An 11,924-nucleotide genomic window follows, 5' to 3' on the forward strand; every position below is an offset into this window, starting at 1 on the left:
GAGGCCGACGATTCAGAGCGAGGACAACCGAAGCGTCAATCGGGGATTGGGTCAGACCCCCCGAGCGGTGCAGCCTCATCCTCACAGTCGGGGATGTGCGTGGCGTTCCAGCCGGGCATGGCGACTCCCTCGTGGGGCGGTGGGTGACCGAGGGTAGCCCTCGGCGGTTCCGGGAGTGTCGCGAGGGCGGGCGCGGGAGCCGGATCCGCAGGCCAGTAGGCTGCGGGTCCGCCCTCTGTCCCCGTCCCGTCCCCGAGGAACCGCGCCCGTGAGCTCCCCGCCGCCCCCCATACCCGTGTCGGTCGTCGGCCTCGGCGCAGACGGCTGGGCCGGCCTCACCGCCGCCGGCCGCTCCGCGCTGTCCTCGGCCGAGGTACTGATCGGCGGGCCGCGCCAGCTGGACCTGCTGCCGGCCGCCGAGTGCGCCGGTGAGCGGGTGGCCTGGCCGAGCCCGCTGCGGCCCGCCGTGCCGAAGCTGATGGCCGAGCACGCCGGCCGCCGGATCGCCGTGCTGGCCAGCGGTGACCCCATGTTCTACGGGATCGGCCGCGCCCTCGCCGAGGAGCTCGGGCCGCGGTCGCTGCGGGTTCACCCGCATCCCTCCTCGGTCTCCTACGCCTGCGCGCGCCTGGGCTGGCCGGTGGAGGACACCGAGGTGGTCACGGTGGTCGGCCGCCCGGTGGCCCGCCTGGCGGCCGCGCTCCACGAAGGGCGCCGGGTGCTGGTGCTCAGCGCCGGAGCGGGGACCCCGGGCGAGATCGCCGCCCTGCTGCGCGAGCGGGGCTTCGGCCCGAGCCGGCTGCGGGTGCTGGAACAGCTCGGGTCCGAGCGCGAGGACACGTACGAGGGCCACGCCGACGGCTGGGACCACGCGCCCGGCGACCCCCTGAACGTGGTCGCGCTCGACTGCCGCCGCGACCCGGCCCACGACGCGCCGCGCCTGGGCGCGACCCCGGGCCTCCCGGACACCGCGTACGAGCACGACGGGCAGCTCACCAAGCGCCACGTACGGGCCGCGACCCTGTGCGCGCTGGCTCCGGCCCCCGGCGAGCTGCTGTGGGACATCGGCGGCGGTTCCGGCTCCATCGGCATCGAGTGGATGCGCACGCACCCCTCGTGCCGGGCGGTGGCGGTGGAGCGCGTTCCGGAGCGGGCCGGGCGGATCGCCCGCAACGCGGCGGCGCTCGGCGTCCCCGGTCTGCGCGTGGTCATCGGCGCCGCCCCGGAGGCCCTGGCCGGGCTGCCGGCCCCCGACGCCGTGTTCATCGGCGGCGGGCTGACCGCGCCCGGCCTGCTGGACGCGGTGTGGGCCGCGCTGCCCCTGGGCGGCCGGCTGGTGGTCAACACCGTCACCCTGGAGTCGGAGGCGGCGCTCGGCGAGCGCTACCGGCGCCTCGGCGGCGAACTGGTGAAGCTCGCCGTCGCGCACGCCGTGCCGGTCGGCGGATTCACGGGCTGGCGGCAGGCGATGCCGGTCACCCAGTGGTCAGTGACGAAGACGCAGGGCCCGACCGCCGGGTCGACCGAGGAGAGGGATCGAACATGACCGTGTACTTCATCGGCGCGGGCCCCGGCGCCGCCGACCTGATCACGGTGCGCGGTGCCCGGAGGCTGGCCGCCGCCCCGGTCTGCCTGTACGCGGGCAGCCTCGTCCCGCGCGAGCTGCTGGCCGAGTGCCCGCCGGACGCCCGGCTGGTCGACACCTCGCAGCTGAACCTGGACGAGATCATCGCCGAGTGCGTACGCGCCCACGCGGCGGGCCAGGACGTGGCGCGGCTGCACTCCGGCGACCCGTCGATCTTCAGCGCCGTCGCCGAGCAGATGCGCCGGCTCGACGCGGCCGGCATCCCCTACGAGGTCGTCCCGGGCGTTCCGGCCTTCGCCGCGGCGGCCGCCGCCCTCAAGCGGGAGCTGACCGTCCCCACCGTCGGGCAGACGGTGATCCTGACCCGGATCGCCCAGCAGGCCACCCCGATGCCGCCCGGCGAGGACCTGGCCACGCTGGGCCGCAGCGGCGCGCTGCTGGTGCTGCACCTGGCCACCCGCTATGTGGACCGGGTCGTCGACGAGCTGCTGCCGCACTACGGGGCCCAGTGCCCGGTGGCGGTCGTGGCGATGGCCAGCCGCCCCGACGAGCTGATCCTGCGCGGCACCCTGGCCGACATCGCCCCGCAGGTGAAGGCGCACGGCCTGGTGCGCACCGCCGTCATCGTGGTGGGCCGTACGCTCGGCGCGGAGCAGTTCCGCGACAGCCACCTGTACTCGCCCGAGCGCGACCGGCATGTCTGCTGAACCGGCTCCCCTGCCCGCCCACCACGTCCTGATCCTGGGCGGCACGACGGAGGCCCGCCGCCTCGCGGAGGCGCTGGCCCCCGATCCCTCGTGCCGGGTGACCACCTCGCTCGCAGGGCGGGTCGCCTCGCCCGTCCTCCCGCCGGGCGAGACCCGTATCGGCGGCTTCGGCGGCATCGCGGGCCTCGCGGCCTGGATCGTCGCCCACGACGTCACCCGCGTCGTCGATGCCACCCACCCCTTCGCGGAGCGGATGAGTTTCCACGCGGACGGGGCGCAGGCGCTCACGGGTGTCCCGGTGCTGGCGCTGCGGCGCCCCGGCTGGACGCCGGAGCCGGGCGACGACTGGACCCTCGTGGACTCCCTCGACGAGGCGGCCGAGCGGCTGCCCGGCCTCGGCTCCCGCGCGTTCCTGACCACCGGCCGGATGGGCCTGCACACCTTCGCGCACCTCACCGACACCTGGTTCCTGGTGCGTTCGGTGGACCCGCCGGCCGCGCCGGTGCCACCGCGGCTCGAAGTGCTGCTCGCGCGGGGCCCGTTCACCCTGGACGACGAACGGGAGCTGATCGCCCGCCACCGGATCGACGTCCTGGTGACGAAGGACAGCGGCGGCACGGCCACCGCCCCCAAACTCACCGCGGCCCGCGAGGCCGGCATCCCGGTCCTCGTCGTGCGCCGCCCCGCCGTCCCGGAGGGCGTACCGGAGACCGGCTCGGTCGAGGCCGTCCAGGACTGGCTCGGTGTCAGCCGGTAGAGGGGGTCCGGTTCTGCCCCGGGGAAAAGGAATTGCCTGCTGGGGGCAGGTCACGTTGGGTGGACGGCATGACCGTGCTGCACACCGGACGCCTCGTCCTGCGCCCCTGGCGGGACTCCGACCTCGATCCCTGGGCGGCGATGAACGCCGATCCCGAGGTACGGGAGCACCTGGGCGACCCGCTCACCCGTGAGCAGAGCGAGGCCTCGATGGTGCGGTTCCGGGCCGCGTTCGACCGACGGGGCTACGGCTGGTGGGCCGTAGAGGTCCGGGCCACGGGTGAGTTCATCGGCTTCGCGGGCATGGACGACGTGGACGACGGCATGCCGTTCACCGGGGTGGAGATCGGCTGGCGGCTCGCCCGGGCCTCCTGGGGGCTGGGCTACGCCACCGAGGCCGCGCGGGCGGTCCTGGCCCACGGCTTCGACGCACTCGGGCTCCCCGAGATCCTCGCCGTGACCACGGCCGGCAACCTCCGCTCCCAGGCGGTGATGCGGAAGATCGGGATGACCCGGAACCGGGCCGACGACTTCGACGACCCCGACGCGCCCGAAGGACCGCTGCGTCCGAACGTGCTGTTCCGGCTGGAGCGCGGCGCGGCGACGGCAGCGGCGGGCGGTGCGCCCGGGTCCGGCTGAGGCCCCCGCCGCCACCGGACGGGCGAAGGCCCGGTGCGCTCGCCGCACCGGGCCTTCCGCGCGCACCGTCGCGCCTCGCCTCACCCGGTCACGGGTAGCGGCGCGGGGTCCAGGTGATCCTCGATCCGTCGGCCCGCTCGGTGACCTGCGTCTGCGAGGAGCCGATCAGCAGGATCGTGCGCATGTCCACCTCGGACGGATCCAGTGCGGCGAGCGTGACGATCCGCACCGACTGCTCGGGGCCGCCCACGTCGCGCGCGAGGACCACCGGGGTCTCGGGCGAGCGCAGTTCCAGCAGCAGCTCCCGGGCCTGGGCCACCTGCCAGGTCCGGCTGCGCGAGCCGGGGTTGTACAGGGCCAGCACCAGGTCGGCCGCGGCGGCCGCGCGCAGCCGCTCCGCGATGACCTCCCAGGGCTTGAGCCGGTCCGACAGCGAGATCGTGGCGTAGTCGTGGCCGAGCGGGGCACCGGCCGCGGCGGCCGCCGCGTTGGCCGCGGTCACCCCCGGCAGGACCCGTACCGGCACATCCTTGTACTCCGCCTGCCCGGCCACCTCCAGGACCGCCGTGGCCATGGCGAAGACACCGGGGTCGCCGCCGGAGACCACGGCCACCCGCTGCCCGCGCCGGGCGAGGTCGAGGGCGAACTCGGCGCGCTCCGACTCCACCTTGTTGTCGGAGCCGTGCCGGATCTGGCCCGGCTTGACGGGCACCCGGTCCAGGTAGGTGGTGTAGCCGACCAGCACCTCGGCGTCCGCGAGGGCGCGCCGGGTCTGCGGGGTGAGCCACAGCGGGCCGGCCGGGCCGGTGCCGACGACGACGACCTCGCCGGGGCCGGACGGGACGCTGCCCGGGTTGCCGATGCGGCTGGGGAGCACGGCGACGGCGAAGTACGGCACGCTGTCGGCTTCGATGTCGGCGAGGAGTCCGGTGCGCTCGCCGGCCATGGTGGCGCGCTCGACGTAGCGGGCCTCGGCGAGCCGGCCGCTGCTCTCCATCGCGCCGCGCACGGCGGGGAAGGTCCGGCCGAGCTTCATCACGACCGCCGAGTCGGTGGCCGCGAGCCGGGCGGTGAGCTCCTCCTCGGGCAGGGTGCCGGGGAGGATGGTCAGTACCTCCTCGCCCTCCACGAGCGGGGTGCCGAGCCGGGCGGCGGCGGCGCTCACCGAGGTGACGCCGGGGACGACCTCGCTCTCGTACCGGTCCGCGAGCCTCTTGTGCATGTGCATGTACGAGCTGTAGAAGAGCGGATCGCCCTCGGCGAGCACGGCGACGGTCCGGCCGGCGTCCAGGTGGGCGGCGAGGCGGGCCGCGGCGGCCTCGTAGAACTCCTCCATCGCGCCCTGGTAGCCGCCGGGGTGGTCGGTGGTCTCGGTGGTGACCGGGTAGACCAGCGGTTCCTCGACGTGGTCGGCGCGCAGGTGCTTCGCGGCGATCGAGCGGGCGATGGAACGGCCGTGGCGGGCACTGTGGTAGGCCACGACATCGGCCTCGGCGATCACCTCGACGGCGCGCAGGGTCATCAGCGACGGGTCGCCGGGGCCGAGCCCGACCCCGTACAGCCGGCCCTTGGCGATGCCGCTCATTCGGCCACGCTCGCAATGGCGTTGACGGCGGCGGCGGCCATGGCGCTGCCGCCGCGGCGGCCGCGCACGATCAGGTGATCGAGCGCCGAGGGGTGGGCGGCGAGGGCGTCCTTGGACTCGGCCGCGCCGATGAAACCGACGGGGACCCCGATGACGGCGGCGGGGCGCGGGGCGCCCTCCTCGATCATCTCCAGCAGCCGGAACAGCGCGGTCGGCGCGTTGCCGACGGCGATGACCGAGCCCTCCAGCAGGCCGCGGTCGCGCCAGACCTCCAGGGCGGCGGCGCTGCGCGTGGTGCCCATCCTCGCGGCGAGCTCCGGTACGGCCGGGTCGGAGAGCGTGCAGATCACGTCGTTGTCTGCGGGCAGCCGCTTGCGGGTGACACCGCTGGCGACCATCTGCACGTCGCACAGGACCGGCGCGCCGGCCTCCAGGGCCGCGCGGGCGCGCAGCACGACCTCGGGGGTGAACCCGAGGTCCTGCGGGAGGTCGGTCATTCCGCAGGCGTGGATCATGCGCACCGCGACCTGGGCGACCGTGTCGGGCAGCCCGGAGAGGTCCGCCTCGGCGCGGATCGTGGCAAAGGACTGGCGATAGATGGCCGCGCCGTCCTTCTCGTACTCAAACACGGTGTACTCGCTCATTTCTTCACTACGTCGGGGTCGGTGCGGGCGTCCGCGAGTGCCGCGGCAAGTTCGGGGGGCCGTGCGTCGTGGCGTACGGGGCGGCCGGGTGCGGCGATCCGGTATCCGGTCCCGGTGGCGACCAGGTCCACCCAGGCGGTGCCGCGCGGGTGCCCGCAGCGGCGCTCGCAGCCGGACCAGTGCACGGGCAGCGGCCCGCGCGCCCGGTCGGCGACGGCCCGCGCGTCGGCGCGTACGTCCGCGAGGGACTTCGCGCAACCGGGCCGCCCGGTACAGGCGGTGACGGTCTCCCAGGGGCTGTCGGGGGCGAGGACCAGCCCGGCGTCCTCGATGCGGGCGGCGCCGTGGATTCCCGCCGCGGGGAGGATGACGGTGCGCCACGGGGTGACGCGCAGCGAGCCGCTCCCCTCCTCCGCGACCTGTACGAGAACCCGCCACTGGGCGGAGCCGAGCCGGCCGAGCGGGGGCAGGACGCACAACGTGGCGGGGTCCTGCCCGGGGGCGACGCCGGGCCGGGGCGGCGCCGCGTACGGCCGGCCCACGGCGCGGGCGGTCGCGGCGGCAATCCCGGCGGTGGCGAGGCGCCGGGTGAACTCTCTTTCGTTCAGGGTGTGTTCGGCGGGCAGTTCGGACACCCGCCAGGCCTGCGTGCCGGCTTCGGCGGCGGCGTCGAGGAAGTATCGGGCGGCAAGCAGCGCCGCTCGGGGGGCGTCCTGCCCGGCGAGTTCCACAGCGTCGGCGGCCCGGCCGAGCCGGACGAGCGCCCGGCCCGCGGAGCGGCCGAGCACGGTCACGTCAGGGGCGAGGGCGGCCACGTCGCCGCGCCCGTCGTCGAAGGCGAACAGGAACCGCCCGGACAGGGCGGCCGCCCAGGGGCTTTCGCACAGCAGCCGGTCGAACTCCGAGGCCCAGGCCAGCGCGTCGGGCCGGCCCGGACCCTCCAGGCCGGACATCGGCGTGGCCACGATGTTCCGTACCCGCTCGTGGCTCGGCGCGGGGAGCAGTCCGGCCGCGTCCAGCAGCTCGGCGAGAGCGGCACCACACCCGTCGGCCAGTCCGCGCAGCTGCACGTTGCCGCGCGAGGTCAGCTCCAGGTGCCCGTCGCCGAACCGGTCGGCGGCGAGCGCCAGTGCCGAGGCCTGGGGCACCGTGAGCAGCCCGCCCGGCAGCCGGACCCGCGCCAGGAACCCGTCGTCCGCCGCGTGCAGCCGCAGCGCGCCGGGGCAGGCGTCACCGCGCTCCCGTATGACGGGTTCGTCCCGCGATGCGGCGGAAGGGGGCTGGGGCATGGCCGCGAGCATACCCACGATCCCACCCCCCGGACCTGTGTCCATCACCACCCCGACCAGCGAATCCAGCCCCACCGTTCCAGCCCCGCCGGCGTTTGACCGTTCCAGCCCCGCCGGCGTTTGAGGCGCGGGGTCCGGGGCAGAGCCCCGGCGACGGCGCCGCACCCGGCACCCCCCCCCCCCCCCCCCCCCCCGGGGCCCCCCCCCCCCCCCCCCCCAAAACCCCCCCCCCCCCCCCCCCCCCCCCCCCCCCCCCCCGCGACGGCGCCGCACCCGGCACCCCGACCCGCCCACCCCGGCGGGAGCCATCCGCCACCCGCCCCTAAGATGACCTTCCGGCGGACCACACGGCCCGCCGTCGCCGAGGACGGCGACATGGGAGGAAGCCCGGTGCGATTCCGGCGCGGTCCCGCCACTGTGAACCCCGCGGAGCGATCCCGCACCACGGGGTGAGTCAGGAACTCCCGCTGTCCTCACACTGCCCGGGGCGCGGAAACCCCGAGGAAGGCCTGCCGCCGCATGATCCTGCTGCTGTCGACGTCCGACACCGATCTGCTCAGCGCCCGCGCAGCGAACACGGCGGACGGCCCCGTCCCGTACCGGTTCGCGAACCCCTCCCGTCTCCCCCTCGACGACCTACCCGGCCTCCTCGAGGGGGTCGACCTGGTCGTCGTACGCCTCCTCGGCGGCCTCCGCGCCTGGCAGGACGGCCTCGACGTGCTCCTGGCCCCCGGCCAGACCCGCCCGGTCGTGGTCCTGACCGGCGAACAGGCCCCGGACGCCCAGCTCATGGAGGCCTCCACGGTCCCCATCGGCATCGCGGCCGAGGCGCACGGCTATCTCGCCCACGGCGGCCCGGCCAACCTGGACCAGCTGGCCCGGTTCCTTTCCGACACCGTCCTGCTGACCGGCCACGGCTTCGAGCCCCCGGCCGCCTCCCCCACCTGGGGCCCGCTGGAGCGCACGCCGCAGCGCACCGAGGGCCCGCGGATCGCGGTGCTCTACTACCGCGCCCACCAGATGAGCGGCAACACCTCCTTCGTGCACGCCCTGTGCGAGGCGATCGAGGCCCACGACGCCCAGGCGGTCCCCCTCTACGTCTCCTCCCTGCGCACCCCCGAGCCCGACCTGATCGCTGCGCTGGAGTCGGCCGACGCGGTCGTCACCACCGTCCTCGCCGCGGGCGGCACCAAGCCCGCCACCGCCTCGGCGGGCGGCGACGACGAGTCCTGGGACGCCGGCGCGCTCGCCGGGCTCGGCGTGCCGATCCTGCAGGCCCTGTGCCTGACCGGCTCGCGCTCCGCCTGGGCGGAGAACGACGAGGGCCTGTCCCCGCTGGACGCCGCCACGCAGGTCGCGGTGCCCGAGTTCGACGGCCGCCTGATCACCGTCCCGTTCTCCTTCAAGGAGCTCGACGAGGACGGCCTGCCCGCCTACGTGGCCGACCCCGAGCGGGCAGCCCGGGTCGCGGGGATCGCCGTACGCCACGCCCGCCTGCGCCACATCGACCGCCGCGACAAGAAGGTCGCGCTGGTCCTGTCCGCGTACCCGACCAAGCACTCGCGCATCGGCAACGCGGTCGGCCTCGACACCCCGGCGAGCGCCGTGGAGCTGCTGCGCACGCTCATCGCGGGCGGCTACGACTTCGGGCCGACCGAGGGCGTCCCCGGCCTGGTCTCCGGCGACGGCGACGAGCTGATCCGCGCCCTGATCGAGGCCGGCGGCCACGACCAGGACTGGCTGACCGAGGAGCAGCTCGCCCGCAACCCGGTCCGGATCCCGGCCGCCGACTACAAGCGCTGGTTCGCCGAGCTCCCGGCCGAGCTGCGCGACAGCGTCAACGAGCACTGGGGCGAGGCCCCGGGCAACATGTTCGTGGACCGCTCGGCGAACCCGGAGGGCGACATCGTGCTCGCCGCCCTGCGCCGCGGAAACCTGCTGATCCTCATCCAGCCGCCGCGCGGCTTCGGCGAGAACCCGATCGCGATCTACCACGACCCGGACCTGCCGCCCTCGCACCACTACCTGGCCGCGTACCGGTGGATCCAGGCGCGCGCCGAGGACGGCGGCTTCGGCGCCGACGCGATGATCCACCTGGGCAAGCACGGCAACCTGGAGTGGCTCCCGGGCAAGAACGCGGGCCTGTCCGCCGCGTGCGCGCCCGACGCCGCCCTCGGTGACCTGCCGCTCATCTACCCGTTCCTGGTCAACGACCCGGGCGAGGGCACCCAGGCCAAGCGCCGGGTGCACGCCACGCTGGTCGACCACCTGGTGCCGCCGATGGCGCGCGCGGAGTCGTACGGCGACATCGCGCGCCTGGAGCAGCACCTGGACGAGTACGCGCAGATCTCCGCGATGGACCCGGCGAAGCTGCCGGCCATCCGCGCCCAGATCTGGACCCTCATCCAGGCCGCGAAGCTCGACCACGACCTGGGTCTGGCGGAACGTCCCGACGACGACGGCTTCGACGACTTCCTCCTCCACGTCGACGGCTGGCTGTGCGAGGTCAAGGACGCCCAGATCCGCGACGGCCTGCACGTCCTGGGCGGTGCGCCGACCGGTGACGCCCGGGTCAACCTGGTCCTCGCGATCCTGCGCGCCCGTCAGATCTGGGGCGGTACGACGGCCCTCCCGGGCCTGCGCGAGGCGCTCGGACTCGACGAGTCCGCGGCCACCCGCACCTCGGCGGACGCCGTCGAGGAGCAGGCCCGCGCCCTGGTGCAGGCGATGGAGGACGCGAACTGGTCCCTCGACGCCGTGCCCTCGGTAGCGGCGGGCCACTCGGCGGACGTCGCCGCGGTCCTGTCCTTCGCGGCCCGCGAGGTGGTCCCGCGCCTGGCCGGCACCACGGACGAGATCGCCCACGTCGTCGCGGCCCTGGACGGCCGTTTCATCCCGGCGGGCCCCTCGGGCTCCCCTCTCCGCGGCCTGGTCAACGTCCTGCCGACGGGCCGGAACTTCTACTCGGTCGACCCCAAGGCCGTCCCCTCCCGCCTGGCGTGGGAGACGGGCCAGGCGCTCGCCGAGTCCCTCCTCACCCGCTACCGCACGGACAACGGCGAATGGCCGGCCTCCGTCGGCCTGTCCCTCTGGGGCACGAGCGCGATGCGCACCTCCGGCGACGACGTCGCCGAGGCCATGTCCCTGCTGGGCATCCGCCCGGTCTGGGACGAGGCCTCGCGCCGCGTGACCGGCCTGGAGCCGATCCCGCTCGACGAGCTGGGCCGCCCCCGCATCGACGTCACCCTGCGCATCTCGGGCTTCTTCCGCGACGCGTTCCCGCACGTCATCGGCCTCCTCGACGACGCGGTGCGGCTGGCCGCGTCCCTGGACGAGCCGGCCTCGGAGAACTTCATCCGGGCCCACGCCCAGGCGGACCTTGCCGAGCACGGCGACGAGCGCAGGGCCACCACCCGTATCTTCGGCTCGCGCCCGGGCACGTACGGGGCCGGCATCCTCCAGCTGATCGACTCCCGCGACTGGCGCACGGACGCCGACCTCGCGGAGGTCTACACGGTGTGGGGCGGCTACGCGTACGGCCGCGGTCTCGAAGGGCGCCCCGCCCGGGACGAGATGGAGACGGCCTACAAGCGCATCACGGTCGCCGCGAAGAACACGGACACCCGCGAGCACGACATCGCGGACTCGGACGACTACTTCCAGTACCACGGCGGCATGGTGGCCACGGTCCGCGCCCTGCGCGGTACCGCCCCCGAGGCGTACATCGGCGACTCGACCCGCCCGGAAACGGTCAAGACCCGCACCCTGGTCGAGGAGACCTCGCGCGTCTTTCGCGCCCGCGTGGTCAACCCGAAGTGGATCGAGGCGATGCGCCGCCACGGCTACAAGGGCGCCTTCGAGCTCGCGGCGACGGTGGACTACCTCTTCGGCTACGACGCCACGACGGGCGTGGTGGCGGACTGGATGTACGACAAGCTCACCGAGACGTACGTCCTGGACCCGACGAACCGCGCCTTCCTGGAGGAGGCCAACCCCTGGGCCCTGCACGGCATCGCGGAGCGCCTGCTGGAGGCCGAGTCGCGCGGCATGTGGGAGAAGCCGGACCCGCAGATCCTCGAATCGCTGCGCCAGGTCTACCTGGACACCGAGGGCAACCTGGAGGGCGAGTCGGAGTAGTCCGCTCCCCCGTCACACAGGCCGTCCCCCTCACCCTGCCGAAGGGTGAGGGGGACGGCTCTTTTCATTCAGGCCCACGAACCCCGAGTAGGCGGACCTTGACCACTACGCCTTGACGGTCTGGTTCAGCGCGACGAGGGCCTGCGCCCAGCGGACGTACTTCAGCTGCCCGAAATCGGCGACGGTCTTGACCCCGAACGCCTCGTGCAGCAGCTTGCCGTCCTCGTCGCTGACGCCCTTGAGCGCGGCGACGGGAGCCGCGAGCACCTCGGCGAGCGGCTTGTCGGCCCACGCCTTGTCGAGCACCTTGTCCAGATCGATCGCCATGAGTGTCCCTCTCGGAATTCCGAAACGAATATCGGGGCAAACCTAACCCAATCCGACAATCGCCTCACGCTCCGACACCCCGGGGCGCTGGACGGAGCGCAAGCCCGACGAGCGGCGTGCAGGACTTCATGCACGCCGCTCGTCGGAGGGAGAGCCGGAATGAGTCTCCCCTCGTAGCGTGGAGTCCGTGACTGCAGGGGAAGTTGAGAGTCATGGCGGAGAAGCGTCGGGTGTTCACGGCTGAGTTTCGTGAGG

The 11,924-nt window shown here is 74.5% G+C and carries 9 protein-coding genes and 1 riboswitch; of the genes, 5 read left to right on the forward strand and 4 right to left on the reverse strand.

What is annotated here, in order from left to right:
- Positions 1-268 precede the first annotated feature (268 nt).
- The 4 genes from cbiE to ACIQZO_RS40085 all read left to right on the forward strand — a co-directional run bounded on the left by cbiE (position 269) and on the right by ACIQZO_RS40085 (position 3,687).
- The gene (cbiE, locus tag ACIQZO_RS40070) at positions 269-1,546 is read left to right on the forward strand and encodes a precorrin-6y C5,15-methyltransferase (decarboxylating) subunit CbiE (protein ID WP_403636295.1); all 1,278 of its coding nucleotides are present in this window, start codon (positions 269-271) and stop codon (positions 1,544-1,546) included.
- Positions 1,543-2,292, forward strand: coding sequence for a precorrin-4 C(11)-methyltransferase (cobM, locus tag ACIQZO_RS40075; protein ID WP_403636297.1), 750 nt, complete (start codon positions 1,543-1,545; stop codon positions 2,290-2,292). Before cbiE ends, cobM begins: the two co-directional genes overlap by 4 nt.
- Entirely contained in the window at positions 2,282-3,049 is a 768-nt protein-coding gene (locus ACIQZO_RS40080; protein ID WP_403636299.1) for a cobalt-precorrin-6A reductase, read from the forward strand. Before cobM ends, ACIQZO_RS40080 begins: the two co-directional genes overlap by 11 nt.
- 68 nt (positions 3,050-3,117) lie before the next feature.
- On the forward strand, positions 3,118-3,687 hold the full coding sequence (locus ACIQZO_RS40085) for a GNAT family N-acetyltransferase (RefSeq protein WP_403636301.1): 570 nt from the start codon (positions 3,118-3,120) through the stop codon (positions 3,685-3,687).
- 88 nt (positions 3,688-3,775) lie between these two features.
- On the opposite strand, the gene ACIQZO_RS40090 is transcribed toward ACIQZO_RS40085, so the two are convergent.
- The 3 genes from ACIQZO_RS40090 to cobG are packed head-to-tail and all read right to left on the reverse strand — an operon-like array spanning position 3,776 to position 7,217.
- Positions 3,776-5,272 (reverse strand): precorrin-2 C(20)-methyltransferase, encoded by a 1,497-nt coding sequence (locus ACIQZO_RS40090; protein WP_403636303.1) that lies wholly within the window; start codon positions 5,270-5,272, stop codon positions 3,776-3,778.
- Positions 5,269-5,916, reverse strand: a complete 648-nt coding sequence (locus ACIQZO_RS40095) for a precorrin-8X methylmutase (RefSeq protein ID WP_403636305.1) — start codon at positions 5,914-5,916, stop codon at positions 5,269-5,271. Before ACIQZO_RS40095 ends, ACIQZO_RS40090 begins: the two co-directional genes overlap by 4 nt.
- A complete protein-coding gene (gene cobG / locus ACIQZO_RS40100; RefSeq protein ID WP_403636311.1) occupies positions 5,913-7,217 on the reverse strand; it encodes a precorrin-3B synthase in 1,305 nt (434 codons plus the stop codon). Before cobG ends, ACIQZO_RS40095 begins: the two co-directional genes overlap by 4 nt.
- A 367-nt stretch (positions 7,218-7,584) precedes the next feature.
- Positions 7,585-7,669: riboswitch (cobalamin riboswitch) on the forward strand.
- Positions 7,670-7,724: 55 nt separating this feature from the next.
- Between cobG and cobN the strand changes: the two genes are divergently transcribed.
- Positions 7,725-11,342 carry a cobaltochelatase subunit CobN gene (cobN, locus tag ACIQZO_RS40105; protein ID WP_403636308.1) on the forward strand — a complete coding sequence of 1,206 codons (3,618 nt, stop codon included), beginning with the start codon at positions 7,725-7,727 and terminating at the stop codon, positions 11,340-11,342.
- A gap of 105 nt (positions 11,343-11,447) precedes the next feature.
- Here cobN and ACIQZO_RS40110 read toward each other — a convergent pair whose 3' ends face one another.
- Positions 11,448-11,669, reverse strand: coding sequence for a hypothetical protein (locus tag ACIQZO_RS40110; RefSeq protein ID WP_030390548.1), 222 nt, complete (start codon positions 11,667-11,669; stop codon positions 11,448-11,450).
- Positions 11,670-11,924 lie beyond the last annotated feature (255 nt).

Origin of the sequence: Streptomyces sp. NPDC097617 (assembly GCF_044761485.1) — a bacterium.
Lineage (GTDB): Bacteria > Actinomycetota > Actinomycetes > Streptomycetales > Streptomycetaceae > Streptomyces.